24 protein-coding genes are annotated in these 24,914 nt (G+C 57.1%); 9 read left to right on the top strand and 15 right to left on the bottom strand.

Annotated elements, in window-relative coordinates:
* Positions 1–12 precede the first annotated feature (12 nt).
* The 3 genes from flgH to JSY17_RS05925 form a co-directional block, all read right to left on the bottom strand.
* A complete protein-coding gene (gene flgH, locus JSY17_RS05935) occupies positions 13–726 on the bottom strand; it encodes a flagellar basal body L-ring protein FlgH (protein WP_117166814.1) in 714 nt (237 codons plus the stop codon).
* A gap of 73 nt (positions 727–799) precedes the next feature.
* Positions 800–1,588, bottom strand: a complete 789-nt coding sequence (flgG, locus tag JSY17_RS05930; protein WP_117166736.1) for a flagellar basal-body rod protein FlgG — start codon at positions 1,586–1,588, stop codon at positions 800–802.
* A 46-nt stretch (positions 1,589–1,634) separates the two neighbouring features.
* A complete protein-coding gene (locus tag JSY17_RS05925) occupies positions 1,635–2,375 on the bottom strand; it encodes a flagellar basal body rod protein FlgF (protein WP_117166737.1) in 741 nt (246 codons plus the stop codon).
* A 280-nt stretch (positions 2,376–2,655) separates the two neighbouring features.
* Here JSY17_RS05925 and JSY17_RS25600 point away from each other — a divergent pair, with 280 nt between their 5' ends.
* Complete coding sequence (locus tag JSY17_RS25600) at positions 2,656–2,847, top strand: hypothetical protein (protein ID WP_122371632.1); 192 nt, start codon at positions 2,656–2,658, stop codon at positions 2,845–2,847.
* Between the two features lie 91 nt (positions 2,848–2,938).
* On the opposite strand, the gene flgE is transcribed toward JSY17_RS25600, so the two are convergent.
* The 8 genes from flgE to JSY17_RS05885 all read right to left on the bottom strand — a co-directional run bounded on the left by flgE (position 2,939) and on the right by JSY17_RS05885 (position 10,779).
* Positions 2,939–4,276: a flagellar hook protein FlgE gene (gene flgE / locus JSY17_RS05920; RefSeq protein ID WP_117166739.1), complete on the bottom strand. Its 1,338-nt coding sequence runs from the start codon at positions 4,274–4,276 to the stop codon at positions 2,939–2,941.
* Between the two features lie 28 nt (positions 4,277–4,304).
* On the bottom strand, positions 4,305–4,985 hold the full coding sequence (locus JSY17_RS05915) for a flagellar hook assembly protein FlgD (protein ID WP_117166740.1): 681 nt from the start codon (positions 4,983–4,985) through the stop codon (positions 4,305–4,307).
* Positions 4,986–5,000: 15 nt separating this feature from the next.
* Positions 5,001–5,441: a flagellar basal body rod protein FlgC gene (flgC, locus tag JSY17_RS05910; RefSeq protein ID WP_117166741.1), complete on the bottom strand. Its 441-nt coding sequence runs from the start codon at positions 5,439–5,441 to the stop codon at positions 5,001–5,003.
* A gap of 3 nt (positions 5,442–5,444) precedes the next feature.
* Positions 5,445–5,852 (bottom strand): flagellar basal body rod protein FlgB, encoded by a 408-nt coding sequence (flgB, locus tag JSY17_RS05905; RefSeq protein ID WP_117166742.1) that lies wholly within the window; start codon positions 5,850–5,852, stop codon positions 5,445–5,447.
* Positions 5,853–6,078: 226 nt separating this feature from the next.
* The gene (locus JSY17_RS05900) at positions 6,079–7,356 is read right to left on the bottom strand and encodes an efflux RND transporter periplasmic adaptor subunit (RefSeq protein ID WP_206402009.1); all 1,278 of its coding nucleotides are present in this window, start codon (positions 7,354–7,356) and stop codon (positions 6,079–6,081) included.
* Positions 7,349–8,824, bottom strand: coding sequence for a TolC family protein (locus JSY17_RS05895; protein WP_117184094.1), 1,476 nt, complete (start codon positions 8,822–8,824; stop codon positions 7,349–7,351). Before JSY17_RS05895 ends, JSY17_RS05900 begins: the two co-directional genes overlap by 8 nt.
* Positions 8,817–10,031, bottom strand: a complete 1,215-nt coding sequence (locus JSY17_RS05890) for an ABC transporter permease (protein WP_122370457.1) — start codon at positions 10,029–10,031, stop codon at positions 8,817–8,819. Before JSY17_RS05890 ends, JSY17_RS05895 begins: the two co-directional genes overlap by 8 nt.
* The gene (locus JSY17_RS05885; protein ID WP_269814531.1) at positions 10,024–10,779 is read right to left on the bottom strand and encodes an ABC transporter ATP-binding protein; all 756 of its coding nucleotides are present in this window, start codon (positions 10,777–10,779) and stop codon (positions 10,024–10,026) included. The genes JSY17_RS05890 and JSY17_RS05885 overlap by 8 nt, the downstream gene beginning before the upstream one ends.
* A gap of 470 nt (positions 10,780–11,249) precedes the next feature.
* On the opposite strand from JSY17_RS05885, the gene JSY17_RS05880 reads away from it, so the two are divergent.
* On the top strand, positions 11,250–11,675 hold the full coding sequence (locus tag JSY17_RS05880; protein WP_206402007.1) for a flagellar protein FlhE: 426 nt from the start codon (positions 11,250–11,252) through the stop codon (positions 11,673–11,675).
* A gap of 172 nt (positions 11,676–11,847) precedes the next feature.
* Here the strand turns inward: JSY17_RS05880 and cheR are convergent, their stop codons facing one another.
* Together cheR and JSY17_RS05870 are read right to left on the bottom strand one after the other, a co-directional pair.
* Positions 11,848–12,675 (bottom strand): protein-glutamate O-methyltransferase CheR, encoded by an 828-nt coding sequence (gene cheR / locus JSY17_RS05875; protein ID WP_162880384.1) that lies wholly within the window; start codon positions 12,673–12,675, stop codon positions 11,848–11,850.
* A gap of 44 nt (positions 12,676–12,719) precedes the next feature.
* Entirely contained in the window at positions 12,720–13,652 is a 933-nt protein-coding gene (locus tag JSY17_RS05870; RefSeq protein ID WP_206402005.1) for a chemotaxis protein CheV, read from the bottom strand.
* A gap of 79 nt (positions 13,653–13,731) precedes the next feature.
* Here JSY17_RS05870 and flgA point away from each other — a divergent pair, with 79 nt between their 5' ends.
* The 4 genes from flgA (at position 13,732) to JSY17_RS05850 (ending at position 16,317) form a co-directional block, all read left to right on the top strand.
* Positions 13,732–14,490, top strand: a complete 759-nt coding sequence (flgA, locus tag JSY17_RS05865; RefSeq protein ID WP_117184098.1) for a flagellar basal body P-ring formation chaperone FlgA — start codon at positions 13,732–13,734, stop codon at positions 14,488–14,490.
* A gap of 162 nt (positions 14,491–14,652) precedes the next feature.
* On the top strand, positions 14,653–14,970 hold the full coding sequence (flgM, locus tag JSY17_RS05860) for a flagellar biosynthesis anti-sigma factor FlgM (RefSeq protein ID WP_117184099.1): 318 nt from the start codon (positions 14,653–14,655) through the stop codon (positions 14,968–14,970).
* 50 nt (positions 14,971–15,020) lie between these two features.
* Complete coding sequence (locus JSY17_RS05855) at positions 15,021–15,488, top strand: flagella synthesis protein FlgN (protein ID WP_117166751.1); 468 nt, start codon at positions 15,021–15,023, stop codon at positions 15,486–15,488.
* Between the two features lie 82 nt (positions 15,489–15,570).
* On the top strand, positions 15,571–16,317 hold the full coding sequence (locus JSY17_RS05850; protein WP_117166752.1) for a flagellar brake protein: 747 nt from the start codon (positions 15,571–15,573) through the stop codon (positions 16,315–16,317).
* A 71-nt stretch (positions 16,318–16,388) separates the two neighbouring features.
* Here JSY17_RS05850 and JSY17_RS05845 read toward each other — a convergent pair whose 3' ends face one another.
* Positions 16,389–17,753, bottom strand: a complete 1,365-nt coding sequence (locus JSY17_RS05845) for an MFS transporter (protein WP_206402003.1) — start codon at positions 17,751–17,753, stop codon at positions 16,389–16,391.
* A 54-nt stretch (positions 17,754–17,807) separates the two neighbouring features.
* Positions 17,808–19,151 (bottom strand): glutamine synthetase family protein, encoded by a 1,344-nt coding sequence (locus tag JSY17_RS05840; protein WP_206402001.1) that lies wholly within the window; start codon positions 19,149–19,151, stop codon positions 17,808–17,810.
* Between the two features lie 280 nt (positions 19,152–19,431).
* On the opposite strand from JSY17_RS05840, the gene vioA reads away from it, so the two are divergent.
* The 3 genes from vioA (at position 19,432) to JSY17_RS05825 (ending at position 24,870) form a co-directional block, all read left to right on the top strand.
* Positions 19,432–20,547 (top strand): dTDP-4-amino-4,6-dideoxy-D-glucose aminotransferase VioA, encoded by a 1,116-nt coding sequence (vioA, locus tag JSY17_RS05835; RefSeq protein WP_117166755.1) that lies wholly within the window; start codon positions 19,432–19,434, stop codon positions 20,545–20,547.
* 2 nt (positions 20,548–20,549) lie between these two features.
* A complete protein-coding gene (locus JSY17_RS05830; protein ID WP_117166756.1) occupies positions 20,550–21,275 on the top strand; it encodes a methyltransferase domain-containing protein in 726 nt (241 codons plus the stop codon).
* A gap of 73 nt (positions 21,276–21,348) precedes the next feature.
* Positions 21,349–24,870, top strand: a complete 3,522-nt coding sequence (locus JSY17_RS05825) for a glycosyltransferase (protein WP_206401999.1) — start codon at positions 21,349–21,351, stop codon at positions 24,868–24,870.
* Positions 24,871–24,914 lie beyond the last annotated feature (44 nt).

Genomic DNA, 24,914 nt, shown 5'->3' with positions numbered 1-24,914 from the left:
TCTATCCCGCTATCAGAAAGGGAACAACGGGCTGAGGAAGAACCGGTCGAACCAGCCAGGCTGGTTGGAATCGGCAAATGCACCAGTACCTGAATACGTGATACGCGCATCAGCCACTCGCGTGGATGACACAGTGTTATCGGTGGCAATGTCATCGGCACGAATCAGACCGGCAATGCGGACCAGTTCGTCACCGGTATTGAGAGTCAGCCATTTTTCGCCACGCACCGCCAGAATGCCGTTGGGCATTACGTCAGCCACGGTAACAGTCACCGAACCGGTCAGGCTGTTGCTCTGGGCTGCCTGCCCCTGGCCTGCAGTAGAACGTGCACCCGTGTAACCGGCATTGAGACTCAGATCGTTGCCGCCGACAGGGTTATTGGTCGTCAATCCGGAACCGAATAACGAAGTCAGACCCAGGTTGGCGGTACTGTCCTTGGTGATTGCAGAGCTTGCAGCCTTGCTGGAAGCCATCCGCTCGGAAAGCGTGATGGTGATGATGTCACCCACACGAAAGGCTTTGCGGTCGCCATACAGATTCTGCTCGAAACCGGCCTGATAGATCGCACCATTGTTGGCAGCGGCAGATATGGGCGTTCGCGGCAACACCGGAGCGTAATAAGGGTCATTAGGCTTGGCAGAAGGCGCCACACAGCCTGACAGCAAGGCAATCGCGCTCAAGGGAGCGATCAACACTGAAAAACGCAGAACACTAAGGCGTTTCATGACACTTGAAACCTCGCGGTGTAGCAGGCGCCCATCAGACGCCTTGTCGGTTTTGAGCAGATACATCAGGGTCTTACAGATTCTGAGTCAGGTTCTGCAACATCTGATCGGCAGTCGAGATCACTTTGGAGTTCATCTCGTAGGCACGCTGAGTGGTGATCATGTTGACCAGTTCCTCAACCGTGCTCACGTTGGAGTTTTCCAGGGTGTTCTGCAGGGTCGTACCCAGACCGTTCAAGCCAGGAGTACCCACTTGAGGTGCACCGCTGGAACCGGTTTCCAGGTAAAGGTTGCCACCAATGGCCTGCAGGCCGGCCGGGTTGATGAACTCGGCGGTCTGGATGTTACCGATGACCTGCGGCGTGGCAGTGGCGCCCGCCACGGTGATCGAAACGGTACCGTCCTGACCGACAGTGAAGGTCTGGGCGTTTTGCGGAACGACAATCGCAGGCTCAAGGGCATAACCGTTGGCGGTCACGATCTGGCCGTTGGCGTCCAGATGGAAAGTACCGTCGCGGGTGTAGGCGATGGTGCCGTCAGGCTGCGAGATCTGGAAGAAGCCACGACCATTGACGGCCAGGTCCAGAGGGTTCTCGGTAGTCTGCAGACTGCCGGCAGTGAAGTTCTTTTGCGTACCGACAATGCGCACACCTGTACCCAGTTGCAGACCGGACGGCAGTTCGCTGTCCTGAGTCGACTGGGCACCCGGCTGGCGCTTGATCTGGTAGAGCAAGTCCTGGAACTCGGCACGATCACTCTTGAAACCTGTGGTCGAAACGTTCGCCAGGTTGTTGGAGATGGTGGTCAGGTTGGTGTCCTGAGCAGCGAGGCCGGTTTTGGCAACGTATAGTGCAGGAAGCATTCGTTTTCTCCTCAAGCGCCGGATTGTCGGCGCAAGCTGTCAATGGTTAGCCAAGTTGCAAGACGCGAGCCATCGCCTGATCATCTTCTTCAGCTGTTTTCATCATTTTCACGTGCAATTCAAACTGTCGCGCCAAAGCCAGCACCGAAGTCATTTCTTCCACGGCATTGACGTTGCTCGCCTGCAGAAAACCGGACTCGACACGCACATTGGCATCGACCGGAGCAGCCTGGCCGCTCTTGGTATGGATCAGGCCGTCAGGACCTTTTTCCATGGTGCTCAGATCCGGATTGACCAGCTTGATGCGGTCAACCTCAGCCATGACCTGCGGGCTCTCACCCATGGAGCGAATGCTGATCGTGCCGTCGGCACCGATCTCGATCTGCTGCTCGGGCGGCACGGCAATCGGCCCGCCATTGCCCATGACCGGCAAACCACTGCCGTTGCGCAACACACCGAGGGCATCGATATTCATGCCGGCACTGCGGGTATAGGCCTCGCCACCATCAGGCGTCTGGACCGCAATCCAGCCATCACCCTTGACGGCAACGTCCAGCTCGCGACCGGTCTGAATCAATGCGCCACCGGAAAAGTCGGTACCCGGACGTTCGCCCATCGCATAGGCACGCGAAGGCATGACCTCGCCAAATACCGGCATCGAACGGGCCTGCTGCAGATCGCGCATGAACCCATTGGTCGATACGTTAGCCAGGTTGTTGGCATGAACCTTTTGCGACTGAGCGTTTTCAGACGCCCCGCTCATTGCGACGTAAAGCAACTTGTCCACAGTCTTCCTCCTCCGACAGACGCTTGCCGCCTGTAGCTGTTCTGAATGGGAGAAAGCAATTTCTGCACCAACTTTTCAGAATGGATACAAATGACTGATTACCCTGCAAAAACCAGAGCATCACGGACAGCAGGGTAATCCTCACTCCACAAGAGCGGCGGTAGATTGCCGCCACCAAGCAAACCGACATGGCACACCGCCAAAAAAACTTCGCTCACCCTCATCGATCAGCCTGACGAGGGTGATAATCTTGCCGAAACTCCACGCAACGAGAATCGACATGCACTTTCGAGCACGCCTTCTCGCCCTCATCGCAACACTGCTGATGGCCAGCGCCCTCCTCGCCCATGCGGCCCCCGCCCGCTATTACAAATGGCAGGGTGACAGCAGGATTGTCTGCGCCCAGACCAGTCCGGGACCAGGCTGGAAACGACTGAATGGCTGGTTCATCAAATCCGATTGTTCCGTCTGAACAATCCTGCTTACAGCGAATTTCACACCCCCCAGACACAAGAAAGCCCCTTGAAAAGGGGCTTTCTTCAGCAACTCATCAAACCCGGTTATCAGGTCATCTGAATGGTGGTCTGCATGATGGTGCTTTCAGTCGAAATGGTTTTCGCATTCGCCTGATAGTTGCTTTGCGCCTTGATCAGGTTGACCAGCTCCAGCGTCAGATCGACGTTGGAATCTTCCAGCGCCTGGCCCGTGATGTAGCCCAGGGTTCCCGACTGCGGAACACCGGTCACCGGCAGACCGGAAGCGAAGGTTTCGCGCCAGTTGGTGCCACCAGCTGGAGAAAGACCCTGCACGTTGGCGAATGTCGTCAGAGAAACCTGACCAATTACCTTCGACTGACCGTTGGTATAGGAAGCGAACAGGTTGCCACTGGCATCCACGCTCATATCCTTGATCTGACCGGCTGCATAACCATTCTGGGTCTGGGTGATAGGACCCGACACAGAAGCAGTCTGGGTAGCCTGGGTCATGTCCAGCCTGATGCCCGAAGTGACACCGACAGCACCGTTGGCAACCCAGGTCGCAGAGGTGCCAGTACCGGTCTGCATGGCAGGAACCCAGTTGTTGACCTGGAAAGTACCGTCGGCATTGACTGCCACGTTGGTACTGGCCGACGGGACCGACGGGGTCGCCGAAGTATTGATGACCATGTTGCCGGAGGTATCGAAAGTCAGGTTGTTACGGTCAGCCGTGGTACTGGCCGGATTGCTGATACTGCGACCGTCGATCAGCGAATACATGGCCCAGGTATTGGTGCCCGTTTTAGCCAGATACGTTTCCAGAGAGTGTTCGTTACCCTGCGAGTCGAAAACCTTGGTGCTATAGGTGAAGTTGTAGCTATTGGTATTCGTCGCATCGAACGGCGTGATAGTCGGAACTGTCGACGTCGAATTGAGGTTGGCCACGTTGGTGATGATGCTGGTCGGATTCGCCGCCTGGTTCGAGCTGTCAACTCGCAGGTTGCCCGAGACGCCCACGGCAACATTGCCGTTCGCATCAACGTTGTAACCCTGCAGGTTCATGCCCGCACTGTTGACGACAAAGCCATCCTTGTCGGTACGGAATGCACCGGCACGGGTATAGAGCGTCTCGCCGCTGTTGCTGAGCATGAAGAAGCCATTACCGTTGATTGCCAGGTCCAGGCTGTTGCCAGTCCCGGTGGTCAGGCCACCCTGGGCAAACTGCTGGGAAACCGCAGCCGTGGTCACGCCGCTACCAATGCTGGTACCGCCGGAAGTGCCACGAATCGACTGAGCGTACTGGTCAGCGAATTCGATACGCGACTGCTTGAAACCGGTGGTCGCAACGTTGGCAATGTTGTTGCCGGTAACGTCGAGACTTTTGTTTGCTGCATAGAGCCCACTAAGGCCGATATTGAATGACATGTACCACTCCTACGCCGTCTAGTCGGCTCTATATTCCGATTGATTGCACTTTGGACAGAGCGATCGAATTGCCGCCAGCCAGGTTTAGAGTCATTTCCCCGCCACTCACAGCCGTTGTCACGCTATTGACGGTGGCTGGCAGGTAAGTCGAGAGACCGTTGTTCGTGCCGTTGATAGTGCCATTTGCAATAAAGCTGTAGGTCCCCGACGGCATGGCGGTGCCCTCACTGTTGAGGCCATCCCAGGTGAAACTGGCATTGCCTGCGTTCTTGGAGCCCAGGTCGATGGTGTCCACCAGATTATTGCTGGCATCGTAGACCTTGACCGTAGTGGCCGAAGTCGAAGACGGTATGACAACCGAACCGGTCAGACCCTTGGTGGTATCCACCTGAGCGGTACCGGTCTCGACAATCACCGAACGCCCCACCAGCGAAGAAGCCTGCAAGGCCTGGGAGGACTTGTAACTGGTCGCAATCGAATCAACGGTCGACGTCAGGTTCTGCATGCTTTCCAGACTGCTGAACTGCGCCAACTGCGCAACGAACTGCGTGTTGTCCTGCGGATCCAGCGGGTTCTGGTTCTTCATCTGGGTGACGAGCAACTGCAGGAACGCATCCTTGCCCAGTGCTTCGCCTGAACTGCTCGCACTGGCTTTGGGGTTCTGCAGCGAGTTTATAAAACTCGTCGATACATCGTTTTCAACGGCCATAACGTTCGCCCTTTATCACTGACCGAGGGTCAGAACCTTCTGCATCATGGATTTTGCGGTGTTCATGATTTCGGCGTTCGTCTGGAACGAACGGCTAGCGGAAATCATGTCGGCCATTTCTTCGACGACATTGACGTTGGGGTAGTAGACATACCCGTTCTTGTCAGCCGAGGGATGATTAGGCTCGTAGCGCGCTTCAAGGTTGGAGCTGTCTTCGATGATGCCGCTGACCTGAACCCCCTGACCGGCATCGCCCTGATCCTGAAACAGCGAGCCACCGGTGGACTGCTGATTCTGCAGTACGGTCGCGAACACCGGATGACGGGCGCGGTAGGTCTGATCCATGCTCGACGACACGGTCTCGGCGTTGGCGATGTTACTGGCCGTGGTGTTCAGACGCGTGGTCTGGGCACTCATGGCGCTACCGGCAATGTTGAACACATTGGCTAGTGACATGAATTATTCTCCGCGAAGGGCTGCAACCAGCCCTTTGAACTTGCTGTTGAGCAGGGTGAAACTGGCCTGGAAGCCCATGGCGTTATCGGTGTAGCTGGCCTGCTCGATCTGCGAATCGACGGTGTTCTGGTCCAGCGAAGGCTGAGACGGAGTGCGGTACATCAGAGTACCGTCGCCATTGCTCATGCCCTCGGCTTCGATATGACGGTTATTGGTCATGTTCAGCGCAAAACGACCGTTCTGAGCCTTTTCGCTTTCGGCAGCCAGCACCGAGGAAAAGTCCAGATCACGGGCCTTGAAATTCGGGGTGTCGGCGTTGGAAATGTTGTTGGCCAACACCTCTGCACGCTGAGCCCGGAAGTTGAGGGCCTTTTCGTGAATGCCTAATGCTTTATCGAAGCTGATGCTCATTTCGGGAAACCTTTGCCGGTTGACCTGATTCTCGTATCACTGAGAAAGCAATCGGCGTGCCAAATCCACAAAGCCAGTATTTGCGGGGCTTGTAGCGATTGCCGGGGCGGCAATGCCAGAAAAGCGGCAAGGCATTTCCGCTGGGGAAGGGTAAAGCGGCAAGGGATGCGCCGTTTTTTTGCCATGTCCGCGGCAGGAGCGGCTTGCCGCGGACTGCAGAATCATGTCACCGGGGAGTGCCTGGCAACTCGACATAACCGGGTTTCAGGCCCGAGACTTCGACACCCTGAGGCATTGCACGTCCGGCAGTGACCATGACCTGCTGCGGCGCAGCGTTCATTGCCTGTCGATACATGACAAAGGTTCTGCCCTCGGCATCCTGACGCAACACCTCGGAAGGGACTGCGAAACCATTGTCTGTCCTGTGGGTGACGATAGCCAGCCGGGCACTCATGCCAAGGCGGACTTTCGCCTGCTGGGCCGGTGTCAGGGGAGCGATGCTGATAATGACTTCGTACGTCGTGCCGCCACCGAAATCGGGGGCCACGCCCTGCGCAGCAATCGAAGACAGGGTTCCCTGCAGAGTAATACCCTCGAAGCCATCACCCGTGACCTGCACCGGCATGCCATCGGCCAACTGATGCAGATCGACTTCTTCGACCCGGGCAACCGCCCTGATCTGCTCCAGGCTCGCCAGCTCAAAAAGCGCTGTTCCCTGAGTCATGCGCATCCCTTGCTGGATCAGGGGAGCAGCCCCTCCTTCCGGCCTTTGCGGACGCAACACAATCCCGGCAAACGGTGCCTCAATCTCGCGGCGGGCATGCAGAGCCTGCAAGGCCTGGTAGCGCGACTGGGCATTGGCCAGCTCCATATCGGCTATCTGGCGATTTTCACCCCTGCCCTTCTCCATGACTGCATTCAATTCCGACTGCGAGGCCGTCATGTCCAGTCGCTGTATCCTGGCCTGCTGCTCAAGGGAATCCACATCCATGCGGGCAACGATACCCCGCTCGAACAAGCGGCGCGTATCGGCCAGCTTTCTCTCGGTATCGCTCAGTCCGTATTGAGCATTCGTGAGCGCTCGACGCGCACGCGCCACCTCTTCGCCCTGCGCCCAATTGTCCATATCCTTGACTGTGCGCTGAAGCTTCAACTGGGCAGCCAGCGCTTCACGCAACTGAATATCCAGTTGCGTGGTATCCAGAGTCAGCAGGTGCTGGCCACGCTCGACCCGTTGCCCCTCGACGACGGCGACCTGCTGCACGACACCGTCAAAGGGAGCCGCCAGCGTCGACCGGCTGGCCGCCTCGATTCGCCCCACCACCCCCAACTGGCTTTCCAGCAATTGCGGCTGCACGGCTATCCATTGAGTGTCTGGCGATGTCGATTCGGACTGCGACTGATAGCCATAGACAAGGCCTGCCACCAGCCCTGCCGCCACCACACCGGCAACAGCCCGGACAGCGACGCGAGAAGTGCGTAATCGCGCCAGATACTTAGTCATTGAGATCAATATCCCAGCTCTCCAGAGTAGTACCCAGCGTCTGATCCAGACTGGTCTGGGCATTGAGGTAAGCAATCAATGAGTTGAGACGGGCATTTTCGGCATTTCGCAGATCGGCCTCGAAACTCAGGACCTGGAAGTTGCTGGAGCGGCCGGACTGCAATTTTTCCCGCTCGATCTCCAGCTTGCGAAGCGACAACTCGCGCGCACGCTGGGAAATCTCATACTGCCGCCAGCGGGTGCCCAGATCGCGCACCCCATCCCCCACATCCTGCGCCAGGGACTGATCCGCCTCAGCCAGAAGCAACTCCTGATTCTCCACATCGACCCGAGCTCGCACCTCGGCTTGCCGCCGACTCAGATCACCAATCGGAATATCGATCTGAATACCGGCATAGCCTTCCCATGTACGGGTTGTGCCTGGGCCGAAATCATTCTGAACGCGGTCACGCACCTGAGTGGCCCCACCGATCAATGACACATCCCACAGCCGCTCGTTGCGTGCGACAAGAAGATTGATTTCCGCCTGCTTGCCGGCAATCAGGCGGGTGAGATAGCCGGGCTGCCGCTCCCTTGCGGTAACCAGCGCCTGCTTGGCACTGACTTCGATGCGACGCGCATCGAGCACCTCTACCGCACGCAATCGCGTCCCCAGATCCAGAGCCAGGAGCCGAAGCAATTCCAGACGACTGGCATCCAGCTGGTTGGCTGCCTCCTCTATCGCCAGCTCCTGAGTGGCGACATCGGCTTCAGTCTGGACAATGTCGAACTCTGCCATCTGCCCCGCAGCAATCATCGCCCTGTTTGCGTCAAGCAACTGGCGTGAGCGCTCAAGAGCATCACGCGCGATACGCACCTGCTCCTGAGCACGCAACAATTCACGATACCCGGTGATGATCCGGGTAATGGTGTCCGAAACGGTAGACTTCAGAGTCAGGCGATTGACCTTCTCCGAGAGCACCGCCAAACGCACAGGAGCCGTGGCAACATCCTTGCCGGCACCTCGCAGCAAGGGCTGAATGATCGTCAGGGTTGCGCCATCGTTACGAGTGCGCCCTGCCGTGTTGGCCATGGTCAGTTGATTCGACCAGGCCAGAGAAAGCTGGGTCCCGTATTCACCCAGCATCGTGGTCTGGGGAATGACTTCAGCCTGACGACGGTGATCGCCCTGATTGCGTGCCGCCAGGTAACGGCTGCTGAGCACCAGCTTGGGCGTAAACCGGTCCTCGGCAACGCGCAAATCGAACTTCTGAGCGATACGATCAAGATAGGCGCTGCGAATGGAGCGATTGTCCCGCAAGCCCAGAAATACCGCATCGGCCAGGGTAAGTTCGATCGTCTGCTCATTCAGGGATACGGTACGACTCGGCATGCTTGGAGCAGCTGGCGCAAGAGATGCCGCCACTGAAGACTGCAGGCCACCAAGAACCAGGCAAAACACGGCCAGACTCCGATAAAGATCAATCATCGCGCAGCGCCTGTACCGGCTCCAGGCGAGCTGCCATAAGGGCCGGATTCAAACCAAAGAAAAGCCCCACCAGCAATGAACTGACAATACCCAGCGGGAGAGAAGGAAGCGACAAGGTAAATCCCCAGCCCGACACCACCGAAAACAACCACGCAGCGACAAGACCCAGACACGCCCCAATCGTCGCTCCCGCAATGGACAGCACCGCCGCCTCCAGCAGGAACAGTCGCCCGATATCGACAGGACGCGCACCCAGCGCCATGCGAACACCAATCTCCCGGCGTCGCTCGGACACATTCATGACCATCACATTCATGACTCCAACACCGCCTACCAGCAGGGAGATCCCGCCCAGACCTGCCAGCAGATAAGAAAAGGTACGGGACTGCTGCGCCAGACCATCAATCAACTGCTGGGGAATCTGCACCTGGACATCGCGACCCGGCGCCAGCGTCTGCAGGTAGCCCGTCAAGGCGTTACCATCGCGCTCCAGCGTTTCGCTGCTACTGCCTCTGGCGATGACATTATTGATTTCCGGCTTTGAACTGACGCGCCGCATGCCTTCGATGGGGACGAAAACAGCGTCATCCACTGAAACGGGGATAAGCGGGTTCTGCCCATGGCCGGACAGGATTCCGACTATTTCAAAAAGATAACCGTCGATCTGGATACGCCTTCCCGCCACATCCCGAAGGCTCTCGATGCCCAGCTCGCGGGCCACTTGCGCCCCCAGCACGGCATAGGTGCTGCGGCTGTCGTAGCTGGAAAGGAACCGGCCCTGGGCAACACGCAATCCAAGCACGGCCACCAGGTCGCCGGAAGTACCCGCGACATTTACATTGTGCGCGCGGCCATCAAGGCTCACTCTGGTCGATAGCATCATGACAGGCGCGATATGAAGAATTCCGGGAACCGCCTCCATGGCCGCCGGAATATCCAGCGTGGCCGGTGCCGGACGCATCCTCATCCCCGGCGGTGCCGCAAAGCTGACCACCAGCATGTCGCTGCCAAGCCCCTTGAATGCACTGATGGCCTCATTGGCCGCGTTCTGGCCAATGTTCAACAGAGCGACCACCGAAGCACATCCCACGGCAATGCCCAGCAGGGCCAGCAACGATCTGCGCCCCAGGAGACGCAAACTGTTCAAGGGCTCCAGGAATATCTGCCCAAGCGACGGGCCGTAACTTGCGAACCGCTCCTCAGACATGAGCCATCCCGACTGGCGCTACCCGCTCTTCGAGACAGCCATCACGCACCTGCAGGCAACGCTGCATGTGCCGGGCCAGGGAGTTGTCGTGAGTGACAACAATCAATGTCACGCCCTGCTCCCGGTTCAGGGCAAGCAGCAGAGCAAGAATCTCGGAAGCCGTAGCGCTGTCGAGGTTGCCGGTCGGCTCATCGGCAAGAATCAGGGAGGGCTGGCCTACCAGGGCTCGGGCAATGGCAACCCTCTGCCGCTGACCACCGGAGAGTTCGGCAGGACGATGATGAGCCCTGTCGGCCAGCCCCACCCGCTCGATCTCACGCTGCGCGGCCACCCGGGCAGCGTGACGGGAATAGCCGCGATACAACAGCGGCAAGGCGACGTTATCCAGAGCATTCAGACGTGGCAGGAGATTGAAACTCTGGAAGACAAAACCGATGAGCTGGTTACGAACCTTGGCACGCAATTGCGCAGAAGCATCGCCCATGTCCAGCCCATCCAGAAACAGGCCACCGGCAGTCGGGCGATCAAGCAGACCGAGGATATTGAGCAGCGTACTCTTGCCTGAGCCGGAACTGCCGACAATGGCACAGCTCTGGCCGCGCTCGATGGTCAGCGAGACGTCGTGCAGAACCGAGTGAGATACAGCGCCTGCCTGATAGGAATGGCAGATACGATCCAGTTGAATCAGGTTTGTGCAAGGTAGCGGCGTGGCGCTTCTGCATTGCTCCTGAGTGACTTGCCCTTCCATTGCGTACAGCCTTCTCCATGACCTCGTATTCGCCCGCCCTTATAGCATCTCAACAGAGAAGGTTGGAGTTTTTCCCAAAAATAATTTCAAACACCCGCCCCCGTTATATGGAAACATTCATGAAAACCAAGACATAAAAAAGCAATATGTGACAAGAGTTTTCAAAGCAACCAGTACTTCAGGAAGAAACTTTAGAAAATCCACCATAAACTACTGAAAATCAAGCACCTGTACATCGGCTTCTCAGATGCCGGAAGTCTGAAAAATAAAAATATCAATCTACACCAATTAAAGACACTGATATTCCGGCACGAAGAATGCTATGGAGTTTCCTACAGCGCTTAAAATTGTTTTTTTATAAAACTGCCTTGTTTCAGTAAAAATCAGAGGGTATAAAGTGCCAGCCTTCCTGCCAAGACAGCACGTGGCTCTGTAAAATAATGAAATATGGATTATAGGGAGCATTAAAGATGAAAAGAAAAGGTATTTTAGGATGTTTAGCAGCACTGGCACTGACCACAGTGGGTGGTCATGCCGTGGCGGCAGGTGCCTATGCGGGAGACGCAGTGGTTCGCCCTACCTACTCTTCCAATCTATGGAACACCACCAACTTTCCAATTCTGGGCGCCCCTCCAGCCAGTGGCCGGATAACCTCTATCAGCTGGAATTATTCAATCGGCACTATCCCGGCCAATGCAACTTTCTCCGCCTGGCTGTGCCAGGGCGACACCAACTCCTGCATCAACGTAACCTCCATGAGAAGCGGAACGACCCAAGCGTTCAACAACAGGTCGCCCAGTCAGGCATTTTTCCTGTATCACCAAATCTATCGCTCAAGCTCGTTCTCCCCGGTATCGGGTGGTCCGGCACAAGTCATCGTCAACTGGGATAATTAATCCCGGATAGAGACTTGCCGAGTCATGAAAATTTAATTATCCATGACTCGGCAAGCAATTCCTTACGCAACCTGAACAGCCCCCGTATCGCATCAACCTGTAAATCAATCGTCAACTATCAAACAAAAAAAGAGACCCGAAGGTCTCTTTAATGTTTATACCTGCATGACCATCACTTGGCCTTGTAGATAATCCCCGGACTGCACTGAACCATCTGATAATGATCCGGCAAGCCGTTGAGAGCTTCGGAAGCCCCCAGGAACAGGTAACCACCCGGCTTGAGCGTGCCGTGGATGCGCAACAGAATGTCTTTCTTCACGTCAGCCGAGAAGTAGATCAACACGTTGCGGCAGAACACGATGTCGAACTTGCCAAGACTCGCGTAGCTGTCGAGCAGGTTGAACGAGCGGAACTCGACACGGCTCTTGATCGGAGCCTTGACCACCCAGCGCCCCGGACTTTTCACGTCGAAGTAACGCTGCAGGCGATCCGGCGACAGACCACGACCGATTGCCAGGCTGTCATACTCACCGGTCTTGCAGTTGGTGAGCATCGCGCCTGACAGGTCGGTCGCAACGATCTGTGCACCCGCCTTGAGCTGACCCGGATTGCTGCGCTCGAACTCGTCGATGGACATCGACAGCGAGTACGGTTCCTGGCCGGACGAACAGGCCGCCGACCAGATCCGCAAGCGCTGCCCCGGGCTGGCCTTGATCTGCTCGGGCAGCACCTTGTTCTTCAGCACTTCGAAGGGATAGGTATCACGAAACCACAGGGTTTCGTTGGTCGTCATCGCATCGACCACCTGCTCGCGCAAACCGCTGCGAGGTTGCGACTGGATACGCTGCACCAGCTCGCCAAGCGACTTGAGTCCCTGCTGCTCCATCAGCTTGTTGAGACGGCTGGAGACCAGGTACTGCTTGTTTTCCCCCAGCAGGATGCCACAGGCTTTTTCCAGAAAGACCCGGAACTGTTCAAAATCCAAATTACCTGAAGACAAGGTGCCGCCTCTCAAAATCATGTGAACCACCGGGAGCGACGCCCCTAGCTATTGTCTGCCGCCTTGATCCGCGCCACGACCCTGGCCGCGAGGTCATCAGGTCGAAATTTCGCGAGAAAATCGTCAGCACCCACTTTCTTTACCATCGCCTGGTTGAACACCCCGGAAAGCGAGGTATGCAAGGTGATGTGCAACTTCTGCATTCGCGGATCGTTGCGGATCGCCGTTGTAAGGGTATAGCCATCCATCTCCGGCATTTCAATGTCGGAGATCATCATCAGAAACTCTTCATCGGGTTTCTTGCCCTCTTCGACCATCGCCTTGAGGTAGTCCAGCGCCTGACGACCATCGTTCAAGGCAACCACCTCGACACCGACAGTTTCCAGGCAACGACTCACCTGCTTGCGGGCAACCGACGAGTCATCGACCGTCAGCACACGCAACGACACCGCCTTGTTGTGAGTATCTTCGTCGATCACACCCTGGGAAACACCCTCGGTAATCGGCGCCACCTCGGCGAGAATCTTCTCGACGTCGATGATTTCCACCAACTGGTTATCCACGCGAGTCACGGCCGTCAGGTAGTGGTCGCGCCCGGTGCCCTTGGGTGGCGGATGAATCTCTTCCCAGTTCATGTTCACGATGCGCTCTACCGAGTGCACCAGAAACCCCTGAACCTTGGTGTTGTATTCAGTGATGATGACGAAGGAATTAACCAGCGAAATCATTCCGTTCGAGCCCGTCGCCATTGCCAGATCCATGATCGGGATCGTGCCACCGCGAATGTTGGCCACACCACGCACAATCCGGCTGGACTTGGGCATGATGGTCAGTTTCGGGCATTGCAGTACTTCTTTAACCTTGAATACGTTGATCCCGTAGAGCTGCTTGCCGTCCAGACGGAACAACAGCAGCTCCAGGCGATTCTGACCGACCAGCTGAGTTCGCTGGTTCACCGAATCCATTACACCCGCCATGCCCGACCCCCTTAACAAAAGCCACCGTTCGCCACACACCAGATTTGGCAAGCGGCACGAGCCTTGCTTTTTATACGCCATGAACGCAAAGACGACAATTTTTCGACACCTGACACTGGAAACCCGCAGATTGCTCTGCGTGATCGCCGTGCTGTGCCTTTCAAGCACTGCAAACTACGGCCGCGCCGAGAGTTTCACACTGCCTGAACAGCTTATCGGCGTCACACAGGGGTTTCTTGAGTTCACAGTAGAAGACTATTTATCGACTAACCAGATTGAAGGTCGTTTTGAAATCCAGGTAAGGCAACTGGACCCCCGAATGCGCATGGGTTCCTGTGACAAGGATTTGACAGCAAAACTGGAAAGCCCCAAGCCATTGGGCAGAGTGACCGTACGCGTACGTTGTGAAGGCTCGTCCCCGTGGACCGTGTTCGTGCCGGCCGAGGTAAAGCTGTTTCGCAATGTGGTGGTATCGGTACGCCCCTTGAAACGCGACAGTATCGTGTCGCAGGACGATGTGATGCTGAGGGAGCGAGATATCGGCAGCCTGGGCCTGGGTTTCCTCTCTTCCCTGGATCAGGCAGTGGGGCAAAAGGTAATCCGACCAACGGTCATCGATCAGGTGATGTCGCCGGTGTTTCTGGAACAGCCACAGATGATTCGCAAGGGCGATCAGGTGGTCATTACCGCCCGCAGCGGCTCCCTGTCGGTACGCATGCCCGGCGAGGCGCTGTCCGATGGCAGTTTCAACGAGCAGATACGGGTGAAAAACCTGAATTCCAATCGCGTTATCAAGGCCAATATTACCGGCCCGGGGCAGGTGGAAGTAGCAATGTAGATCGATGAGGCTGGCGTCGGACGCGCGTTTTTCCTAGACTGCGGTGCATATTCCCCGCGGTGGAAAGCCCGTTCCATATGCTTTTCACACAAAGCCTAAAGTTTTTTTGGGTTGGGCCGAAAACAAGGCAAGCGTCCAAACACCCAAGAGGTTTTTTCGATCATGGTCATAGATTTCAGTCGCCTTGGAAATTCACAGTCTGTCGGTAGCACTTCGCGCACCGGGACTACAAAGGAAAGCGGTAAAACCGATGCCACCGCATCTGCAGCAACGACTGCAAGCGTCAAAGGCACCGGGGAATCCGTTCATTTGAGCAGTGAGGCTCAGCAGTTGCAGAAGATCACTGATAAGTTGGGCGAACTGCCAACCGTCAACAGCGCTCGCGTAGCCGAGTTGAAGCAAGCGATTGCAGACGGCACCTACACAGTGGACAGCAACCGCGTAGCCAGCAAACTGCTCAACTTCGAAACCCAGCGCTAAGCCCTGTGCTTGCGGTGGATAATCTGGACGCTTGAAAACCAGAGCATGCGATGCAAGATACTACTTTGCTTCAGATGATCACCGACGGCATGGTCCCTACCCGGCAACTGCTTGAGTTGCTGAAGGCCGAGTCACTGGTTCTGCATGGCCGCGACATGGGCGAGATGGAACATATCCTGGCGCAGAAACAGGCGCTGGTGATTCTTCTCGAACAACATGGCCGCAGGCGCAGTCAGTTACTCGCTGGCATCGGGCTACCTGCGAACCGCAAAGGTCTCCAGGAGCTGGCCAGCCAGTCCGATGTGGGCGAACAGCTTCTTGCCGCGAGCGACGAACTGAGCGCATTGATCGCTGAGTGCCAGGCTATCAACGAGCAGAATGGTAGTCTTATCCAGTTGCAACAGGTGACAACCGCTCACCAGCTTCGCATCCTGAATGGTGCCGATACCCCGACGCTGTATGACAGCCGTGGATCGACCGCAGGAAGAGCAAGACCACGCCCTCTGAGTCAGGCGTAACTTCCTGTTTCAAGGTTCAGTGCGTAGTGGCAGAATGCCTGTTGTTGCGTTGCCGTAGTATTTTGCCTGGAGAAGTAAAAACGTGAATGGCTCAAGCGCGGATGATGCTCCGCAGCCCCCGAAGGTTCTCAATACACCTTTGGAAATTGCCGCTAACCTGCGGTTGCTACTTGAACATAATGATCCTCTGATCATTACCTTTCATGAGCGCTCACAACGCTTCCAGAGCTACCTGATCGAGGTCGACCGTGACAGTAACGTCATGGCCCTCGACGAGATGATCCCCCGCGACGGCGAACGATTCCTGGCCAATGGCGAATCGTTCCGTGTCGAAGGCTTCCATGACGGCGTGCGCATCGCCTGGGAAAGCTCGGATCAGATGACCATCGTCGATACGGACGGCCAGCGCCTCTACCGCGGCCCCCTGCCCTCCGAAGTGATCTACCACCAGCGTCGCAACGCCTTCCGTGCAGCGCTCAAGCTGGCACAGCTGGTCGACATTGAAATCGGTGGCGACAAACTCAAATCGCCTCTGGTCGGCAAATTGCTGGATATCTCCGCAACCGGCTGCAAGCTGCGCTTCGAGGGCGATGTGTCCGAGCGCATGCAACTGGGTCAGGTCTACGAACGCTTCATCGCCAAACTGCCTTTCGGCGCGATGACTGCGCCGGTCGAGCTGCGCTACCTGCACTTCGAAGAAAGATTCCATACCACCTTCGCAGGCGTACGCTTCCACAACATGAGCGGCCTGGTACAGCGCCAGGTGGAACGCTTCGTCTATCAGTTACAGCGCGAAGCGCGTCGGTTCGATAAAGACGACGATTTTTGATAGAAGCAGCTGCAAGTTTTAAGCGTCAAGCTACAAGCTTTTGACTTGCAGCTTTTAGCTTGCAGCTCCCGTCAGGGCCTATCTATTTCCTCTTCCTCAGCAACCTTTGCCGGTTTCACCGGCTGCTCGGTGCTGACTTCCTGCTCCGGTTCCGACTCAGGCTCAGGCTCAACCGTGGCCTGCATCTGCTCCTGAACCACCTGCTCGTCGACCCGCGGGTCAAGCGCAACCACCAGCGGCGAACTGGCCATGCTGTCCGGCATCGCGACGTGATGCAGCGGCGCGTCGTCCACCTGATGCTGATGGGTAACCGCTTTGGGACGGGTCAGCAGCGCCAGCACCAGTGAGATGAAACAGACAAACGCATAGAGCATGTTGCTGCCGAACTGCTTCATCAGGGCACCGGCTACCAGCGGGCCGATACTGGCACCAATACCGAAGGTCATCAGCAGCATCGCCGTCAGCGACACCCGCCGCTCGCCCTCGACGTGGTCGTTGGCAAAAGCCACCGCCAGCGGATACAGGCTGAACTGCACCAGCGACGCAATGAAGCCCACCACCATCAGCATTTCCAGCGGCATGCTCGGCAGCACCGCAAGCGGCAAGGCAGCGATCACCAGAACACCCGCAAAGGTACGCATCAGTTGCGCCCGGTCATAGCGGTCGGAAAGCAGACCCAGCGGCCACTGCACCAGCAGGCCGGCAAGAATGCAGAAGCCCATGAACACACCCACATGCTCGGTCGACAATCCTTGCTGGGCGGCATACAGCGGCGCAAGACCATAAAAGGCCCCGACTATAAGCCCCGAAGCCAGCACCGTAGTCAGCGACTGCGGTACCCGGCTGATGAAAAAGCGCGGCTCCAGTGGTGCCGGACGCAGTGGCGCAGGGTGAATGCTGCGGGTCATCGCCACCGGCACCAGACACAGGGCAAAACACATGGCAATCAGCATCAGCAGCTCAGGCCCGAGCCCTGGATGGACCACCAGAATCAGTTGCCCCAATACCAGGCCCAGATACGACGCAATCATGTAGCCGCTGAAGACCATGCCTCGCTGACGTGCCGCAGCCTGCTCGTTGAGCCAGCTTTCGACCACCATGTACTGACACATCATCCCCAGCCCGACGATCATGCGCAGGAACAGCCAGGCCGGCAGCCAGTTGATCAATCCCAGCCCCAGCACGGCCGCGCCCACGATACCGGCACAGGTCGCATAGGCACGGATATGCCCTACCCGGCCGATCAGCCGGTGCCCGACCTTCCCGCCCAGCACCAGCCCGAAATAGTTGGCAGCCATCATCGCACCGATCCACAGACCGTCGACCTCATCGGCCGCCAGCCGCAAGGCCAGGTAGGTGCTTAAAAGACCCGAGCCGATCAACATCATCAGCGAAGCGAAATACAGACCCCGAAAAGACTTCCAGATTTGACGCATGGACATTCCAAAAATAAAGAGTCACCCGCACAGGCGACGCCAAAACAACGGTTTCTAGACCTGGGCACCCAATACACGCCGCTCCCAGGGGGTTATTTCATCAAGAAAACTGGTCAGTTCCATGGTCTTCGAGGCGATGTAGCCTTCGATAAACACATGCCCAAACAGTTCCTTGGCCAACGAGCTGCGCTTCAGACGTTCCAGAGCAGCGTGCAAGGTACAGGGCAATGCCAATTCTTCCGGCACCACGATTTCACCCTGCACGGGTGCGGTCGGTTCCAGCCTTTGCTCGATGCCATGCAGACCTGCCGCCAGACTCGCCGCAATCGCCAGATAAGGATTGGCATCGGCACCCGGCAGACGGTTCTCCACCCTTCGGGCCCGAGGCTCACTCGCCGGAATACGCAGCCCCGCACTGCGGTTATCCAGGGACCAGCAGACATTATTGGGCGATGCATAGGGGTGAAACAGTCGCAGATAGGAATTCACATGAGGTGCAAACAACGCCGTGAAATCGCCAAGGCAGGTCTGCTGTCCCGCAATGAAATGCCGGAACGGATCCGTCGCCTGCCCCTGCTCATCGCTGAATACATTACGCCCCGATGCAGACTCCACCACGCTCTGGTGAATATGCATCGAGCTGCCTGCGGTATGCGCCAATGGCTTGGCCATGCACACCACATTCAGACCATGCTTGAGTCCGACTTCCTTGAGCAGGTGCTTGAACAGGAAGGTCTGGTCGGCCAGCAGCAAAGGGTCGCCATGCCACAGATTGATCTCGAACTGGCTGACGCCCATCTCGTGCATGACCGTGTCACGCGGCAGCCCCAGTTCCGCCATGCAGCGGTAAACCTCCCTGAAAAACGGACGCAGGCCATTATTGGAACTGATGCTGAAGGCAGAAAAACCTTCTTCACGCCGTCCATCCAGCCCCACCGGCGGCACAAAGGCCAGAGAGGGATCAGGGTTGGGAGCAAAGACAAAGAACTCGAGCTCGGTCGCCACCACCGGCGACAGCCCGTGCTCGGCATAGCGGGCAATGACCGATTTCAGTTGAACCCGCGTCGATAACTCGCACCCCTCGCCGCTGAGGTTATCCGCATCACAGATCGCCAGTGCACGAGGCTGCTCGCTCCAGAGCAGAAGATGGATCTGTTGCGGATCGGCGATCAGAGCGAGGTCGCCATCATCACTGCTGTAAAAGCGCGCGGGCGGATAACCTCCCATGATGCATTGCAGCAATACACCACTGGCCAGTTGCAGGCGGCGACCTTCCAGGAAACCGGTCGCGGTCATCACCTTGCCTCGTGGCACGCCATTGAGATCAGGCGTAACGCATTCCACTTCATCGATGCCCACCAACCGCTGCGCAAGGGAATGGGGGTCACTGCAGGTCATTGTTCAATCCTTTGATTGTCATGGGGACCGCCTTGCGGCATCTGTACAAAATACTCACCGGGCGTTCTCAATATCAAGCACTGAACACAGTTGCTCGACAGGATCACAACTCCAGGCCCCCGAAACAGGATACGGAACTCTTGGCCGGTTTTTTGCTTTTACCATCGGCAAAACAGTTTGGCTGCCATTTTTATGTCAACGCCATTCCCGCGAACGGGTAAAGCGTCAAGAAATGTCCTGCCGAGCAGCAATCATCTGCGACACGAGTAGAGAAGTCTCCATGAGCGCATCGATTCCCGTAACTCGTCCCCTGTTACCGCCTCTTGAGGAATTCATTCCCTACCTCGAAAAGATCTGGCAAAGCCATCAGCTCACCAACGGCGGCCCGTTTCACCAGCAACTGGAAAAGGAGCTGGCCGAGTATCTGGGCGTCCAGCATCTGTCGCTGTTTTCCAATGGCACCCTGGCGCTGATGACCGCCATCCAGGCACTGCGGATCAAGGGCGAAGTCATCACCACGCCCTACTCCTTCGTCGCCACCGCGCACTCTCTGCTGTGGAATGGCCTGACGCCGGTCTTCGTCGACATCGACCCCAATACCTACAGTCTGGACCCGGACCGTATCGAAGAGGCCATTACCCCGGCAACCACGGCCATCATGCCGGTGCATTGCTACGGGATTCCTTGCGATGTGGACCGCATTGAGCAGATCGCCGACCGTTACGGCCTGAAAGTCATCTACGACGCGGCCCATGCCTTCGGTGTGCAGTTCCGTGGCGAAAGCCTGCTCAATCACGGCGACCTGTCGGTACTGAGCTTCCATGCCACCAAGGTGTTCAATACCTTTGAAGGCGGCGCCATCGTCAGCCCGGATGCGAAAACCAAGCAACGCATCGACTATCTGAAAAACTTCGGATTCGCCGATGAAGTTACCGTGGTAGCACCCGGCATCAACGGCAAGATGAGTGAAGTGAATGCCGCTTTCGGTCTATTGCAACTGCAGCACATCGACCAGGCCCTGCTGAAACGCCAGCGCATCGATGAACGCTATCGCGAGGCACTGGCCTCGGTGCCGGGTATCGACATCGTCTGGCAGAGCACCGAGAAGCACAACTACTCGTACTTCCCGGTACTGGTCAGAAAAGAGTTTGCCGTTTCCCGCGATGACCTTTACCAGCGCATGCGCGACCGCAATATCCTCGCACGCCGCTATTTCTACCCGCTGATTTCCACCTTCCCGATGTACAGGGGCCTGGACTCGGCCAAGCCTGATCGCTTGCCTGTCGCCACCGACCTGTCCAGTCAGATCCTCTGTCTGCCCATTTTCGACAGCCTCACCGATGAAGCCTTCGACAGCATCATCGACGTGATTGTCACTGCAAGTAATGAGAACTAAACATGCGAACGTGCCCGGTATGCTCCTGTCGTTTTCCGAATTTCTATCCCTTGGGAAAAGGTCATCTGGAAGCCCTCCATCGCTTGAACGTCTATTACTCGGTCGAGGACTTCGAAACACTCAATGTCGGCCAGTACAGCTGCCCTGAATGCCTCGCCTCTGATCGCGACCGGCTCTATGCCTTGTTCTCCATGCATATGCTGAACAACCCGGAAGGCAAGGAACTGCGCATTCTGGACATTGCACCAGCGCCGGTGCTGTCAAAGTTCCTGCGCAGCCTGCCCAATGCCCGCTATCGCTCGGCAGACCTGTTTTCGCCCATGGCCGATGACAAGGTCGACATCATGGACATGAACATCTACGCCGATGAGTCTTTCGATCTCATCGTCTGCTCACACGTACTCGAACATGTGCGTGACGACGCCAAAGCCATGTCCGAACTCTATCGCGTACTGGCCAAGGGCGGCTCGGCCATCCTGATGGTGCCATTGCTGCTGACCGCCACCGAGACCGACGAAGATCCGGATGAAAAGAGCGTGGATGAGCGCTGGGCACGTTTCGGCCAGGACGATCATGTACGCATGTACGCCAAACACGACTTCATTGCCCGCCTGGAAACAGCCGGCTTCCAGATCGATGCCCTGGGTACCCAGGCCTTCGGTGACGGGGTGTTCAAACAGCACGGCATCACCGAGCAATCGGTTCTGTACATAGGCCGCAAGTGTTGAGCGAAGCCTGCCCACTTGCACCGACCCCGTTTAACGGCCGGTCCTCCCTATCCTCTTCACATGTGGTATTGCGATGAGCTCTTCACGCCTGGTCAGTATTGTTATTCCCGCCTACAAGCCTGCCTTTTTTGAAGCAGCGCTTGCCAGCGCACTGCGACAGAACCATGACGAGATCGAAATTCTTGTCTGCGATGACTGCCGGGATGACGGCATAAAAAATATTGTCGACAAGCTCAGCCCTGACAGCCGCTGGCCCATTCACTATCTGAAAAATGCCACCTCACTGGGCGAACCACACAATCTTGCATACGGCATCAGCCAGGCCCGTGGTGAATACATCAAGTTTCTCTACGACGATGACATCCTCGTCCCGGATTGCGTACGCCTGCAGTTCGATGTGCTGCATGACAGCCCGGACATCAAGCTTGTGTCCGCCACACGAAAGAGAATCGACAGCAACGGCGATCTGCTGCCCGACAATCTGGCCACCCTCAACCCCTTCGGAAAAAACGTCGTTCTGGACGGTCCGGAGCTGGTTTCGTTTCTTTCCCAGAATCCTATCAACTTCGTGGGCGAGCCCAGCTCGGTCATGTGCCGTCGCGAGGATGTACTCGCTTTCGGACAAGACATCATGTCGCTCAACCAGACATTGATCTGGGGACTGGGCGATGTCGCGCTCTATCTGAAACTGCTGCGCCAGGGCAACCTGGCCATGCTTGCAAGGACACTTTCATATTTCCGCGTTTCGGATCAGCAGAGCAGTGAAGAGTTTCGCATCGATCCGACACGCCCCCGCGAAGGGCATGCCAATCACTACCGCATTACCCGCGAACTGGGCTGGGTTCGTCCCGACGGGCTCAACGACAAGGTCAAGATCGCTCCGCTGTCCCAGCGCGACAATATTCAGGAACTTGATCTGCGCGCCCACTTCGACAGAAGACCCGAAGCCACCCAGCGCAATACGCAAGTCGCAGGCTGGCTGGGCAAACGCCGACCATCGCCAGCCGAGCACTCACTGCTTGCGGACTACCTGAGCAGCCATGATGGCGGCCCCTCGGTCGCGATTGTCGTTTCGGACTTCAACAATCAACCCGAAAGTGTTCTGAGCACTCTGCAAAGCCTGGCCTCCGAAGCGCCACTGCTGGACAGACTCAAGGTCTTCATCCTTGCCGACTACGATCAGTCGACGCAAACCCCGCTCCAGGCTCAATTGCCATGGCTGTCTGCCGATCTGGAAAATCGCGCAACAGTCCTCAATGGCCTGATGCAGGAAAACGTCCATGACTGGTGGATTCTGGTCGACGCAGGCACGACCTTCACCCAGAGCGGCCTGCTGTGTGCCGTCATGAAGCTGATCGAAGCGCCGGATGCCTGCGCCCTGTTTGGCGATGAAGTGGCTCTGGATGCAAAGAGCGGTGCCAGCCTCGCGTTTCGTCCAGACTTCAGCCTGGACTATCTGCTGTCCTGCCCTTCAGCAACCAGCCGCCACTGGCTGTTCAATCGGAACAAGGCCCTGGCCGTGGGCGGGTTCGATCCAGCGTATGCCAATGCCCTGGAGCTGGACCTGATTCTGCGCATGATCGAAGATGCCGGATTCACCGAGTTCGTGCATGCCTCCGAGCCGCTGGTCATAGCGCCGCAAAGGCACCACCTGCACAACTATGACGAAGCCAATACACTGCAACGCCATCTGCTTGCACGTGGCTATGTCAACGGCGCGGTTCATGCCACCGAGGGAGGCCATTACCGCATCGAATACGGCCAGACCGATCAGCCTCTGGTTTCCGTTCTCGTCATCTCACAAGACCAGTTGGATACCCTGCTGCCGTGTATCGAAAGCATCCTGGAAAACACGATCTACCCCCACTATGAAATTCTGGTTGCCGACAACAACAGTCAGTCGCCTCAGACCCTCGAATGGCTGGCGACCATCGAGTCGATGCAGTCGGACAGAATCCGCATCCTGCGCCATGAAGAAACGCTGAGCACATCGGCACTCTTCAACTCTGCCGCCCGCAACGCCAGGGGCGACTACCTGTTGATGCTGGCCAGCAATGCCTCGATCATCCAGAGAGACTGGCTGGACAACCTGCTCAATCACGCGCTGCGACCCGAGGTCGGGGTCGTGGGTGCCAAAATGGTTTCGCCCGATGGAAACGTCGTGCAGGCAGGCATCATTCTCGGTCTCAACGGTACAGCAGGCGCGGTGACCTCCAAAGAACTGGCGTCCTGTGCCAGCCAGGCGCAACGACTGGATACGGACCAGAACTACAGCGCCGTCAGCGGTTCATGCCTGATCGTGCGCAAGTCTCTTTATGACGATGTTCAGGGTCTGAACGAGCATCTGTTCCATGAGCACTTCAACGATGTCGACCTGTGCCTGAAGGTTCGCGACACCGGGCATCTGGTGGTCTGGACTCCTCACTCGATCCTGGCGCTCAGACCCGTGACCATCGAAGCCGATGCCCAGCAACTGGACTTCGCCACTCGCGCTCTCTACCACAGGTGGCTGCATTACATGGCCTGGGACCCGGCCTACAACAAGAACCTGGCGTTGCAGACCTCCGGCTTCGTCACCCAGAACAACCCTGAGTTGAGCTGGCGACCACTGATACATCGCCCGCTGCCCGTGGTACTTGCACAACCCGGCAATCGTGGCAGCACAGGCAACCGGATCATTGATCCTCTGCAAGGGCTACGCACCGGGCAAAAGGTCGATGCCATCGTTGAACACTCCCCTCTTGCGCTGGCAGAAATCGCCCGACTCAGTCCGGATTCGGTCGTGATTCAAGGGCCGGTCAACGAAAGCGCAATGGGCAGAATCAACGCCATCAAGGACCACACCAACGCCCTGGTGATCTACGACCTGCCTGAATATCCCGCTTTCAATGAGATCGATAAAAACGCCGCGCCGCTTGCCGCGATACAAGCCTCGTTGCAATACACCCTGGCAAGGGTGGACCGGGTAACTGTACCGACCCCGGCGCTGGCCGAACTGCTTCAGGACGTTCATCCGAACGTGCAGATCATCGAAACCAGGCTGTCACCTGATACCTGGCGGAATCTGGAAAGCCAGCGCAGGACACGCAACAAGCCACGTGTAGGCTGGGTTGGCAGCGCTCACCAGCAGGCCGACCTGTTGATGCTTTCAGGCGTGATTAAAGCACTGGCCGACAAGGTTGAGTGGGTCATCATGGGGCCTTGTACAAGGTGGCTGAAACCCTATATCCACGAACTGCGATCCCCTGTTGAAGGCGCTCTGTACCCTGGCGCATTGGCCAGCCTGGATCTGGATCTGATCCTGGCCCCGGCTCAGCCACACCTGATCAACCAGAGCAAAAGCGCGGTATCTCTGCTCGAGTTCGGAGCTTGCGGCTTCCCGGTCATTTGCAGCGACATCCTGTGTTATCAGGGCAGCCTGCCGGTTACGCGAGTCAAGAATGAAACCGCTGCCTGGATCGAGGCCATCAATGCGCACATAGATCAGTTGGATGTCTGTGCGCGAATGGGTAACGCATTGAAACACGAGGTCACTCGGCACTGGATGCTGGATGAAGCTCACCTGCAAACCTGGCGCGATGCCTGGCTGAGCTGAAAGAGATGGGGCATCTGAAGATGCCCTTTCTTTTCAGATGCTTT

The organism is Pseudomonas capsici (genome assembly GCF_017165765.1).
Classification (GTDB): domain Bacteria; phylum Pseudomonadota; class Gammaproteobacteria; order Pseudomonadales; family Pseudomonadaceae; genus Aquipseudomonas; species Aquipseudomonas capsici.
The sequence above is the reverse complement of the archived record's forward strand: the minus strand, read 5'-3'. Positions and strand labels throughout refer to the sequence as shown.

What these genes read in the sequence shown, in the direction of transcription:
- JSY17_RS25600 (WP_122371632.1), top strand. Translation starts at nt 2,656, where the DNA reads ATGCACTTTCGAGCACGCCTTCTCGCCCTCATCGCAACACTGCTGATG.
- flgM (WP_117184099.1), top strand. Translation starts at nt 14,653, where the DNA reads ATGGTCATAGATTTCAGTCGCCTTGGAAATTCACAGTCTGTCGGTAGC.
- flgA (WP_117184098.1), top strand. Translation starts at nt 13,732, where the DNA reads ATGAACGCAAAGACGACAATTTTTCGACACCTGACACTGGAAACCCGC.
- JSY17_RS05885 (WP_269814531.1), bottom strand. Translation starts at nt 10,779, where the DNA reads ATGGAAGGGCAAGTCACTCAGGAGCAATGCAGAAGCGCCACGCCGCTA.
- flgH (WP_117166814.1), bottom strand. Translation starts at nt 726, where the DNA reads ATGAAACGCCTTAGTGTTCTGCGTTTTTCAGTGTTGATCGCTCCCTTG.
- vioA (WP_117166755.1), top strand. Translation starts at nt 19,432, where the DNA reads ATGAGCGCATCGATTCCCGTAACTCGTCCCCTGTTACCGCCTCTTGAG.
- JSY17_RS05880 (WP_206402007.1), top strand. Translation starts at nt 11,250, where the DNA reads ATGAAAAGAAAAGGTATTTTAGGATGTTTAGCAGCACTGGCACTGACC.
- JSY17_RS05890 (WP_122370457.1), bottom strand. Translation starts at nt 10,031, where the DNA reads ATGTCTGAGGAGCGGTTCGCAAGTTACGGCCCGTCGCTTGGGCAGATA.
- JSY17_RS05855 (WP_117166751.1), top strand. Translation starts at nt 15,021, where the DNA reads ATGCAAGATACTACTTTGCTTCAGATGATCACCGACGGCATGGTCCCT.
- flgG (WP_117166736.1), bottom strand. Translation starts at nt 1,588, where the DNA reads ATGCTTCCTGCACTATACGTTGCCAAAACCGGCCTCGCTGCTCAGGAC.
- JSY17_RS05895 (WP_117184094.1), bottom strand. Translation starts at nt 8,824, where the DNA reads ATGATTGATCTTTATCGGAGTCTGGCCGTGTTTTGCCTGGTTCTTGGT.
- JSY17_RS05825 (WP_206401999.1), top strand. Translation starts at nt 21,349, where the DNA reads ATGAGCTCTTCACGCCTGGTCAGTATTGTTATTCCCGCCTACAAGCCT.
- JSY17_RS05870 (WP_206402005.1), bottom strand. Translation starts at nt 13,652, where the DNA reads ATGGCGGGTGTAATGGATTCGGTGAACCAGCGAACTCAGCTGGTCGGT.
- JSY17_RS05845 (WP_206402003.1), bottom strand. Translation starts at nt 17,753, where the DNA reads ATGCGTCAAATCTGGAAGTCTTTTCGGGGTCTGTATTTCGCTTCGCTG.
- JSY17_RS05840 (WP_206402001.1), bottom strand. Translation starts at nt 19,151, where the DNA reads ATGACCTGCAGTGACCCCCATTCCCTTGCGCAGCGGTTGGTGGGCATC.
- JSY17_RS05900 (WP_206402009.1), bottom strand. Translation starts at nt 7,356, where the DNA reads ATGACTAAGTATCTGGCGCGATTACGCACTTCTCGCGTCGCTGTCCGG.
- flgB (WP_117166742.1), bottom strand. Translation starts at nt 5,852, where the DNA reads ATGAGCATCAGCTTCGATAAAGCATTAGGCATTCACGAAAAGGCCCTC.
- flgC (WP_117166741.1), bottom strand. Translation starts at nt 5,441, where the DNA reads ATGTCACTAGCCAATGTGTTCAACATTGCCGGTAGCGCCATGAGTGCC.
- JSY17_RS05830 (WP_117166756.1), top strand. Translation starts at nt 20,550, where the DNA reads ATGCGAACGTGCCCGGTATGCTCCTGTCGTTTTCCGAATTTCTATCCC.
- JSY17_RS05915 (WP_117166740.1), bottom strand. Translation starts at nt 4,985, where the DNA reads ATGGCCGTTGAAAACGATGTATCGACGAGTTTTATAAACTCGCTGCAG.
- flgE (WP_117166739.1), bottom strand. Translation starts at nt 4,276, where the DNA reads ATGTCATTCAATATCGGCCTTAGTGGGCTCTATGCAGCAAACAAAAGT.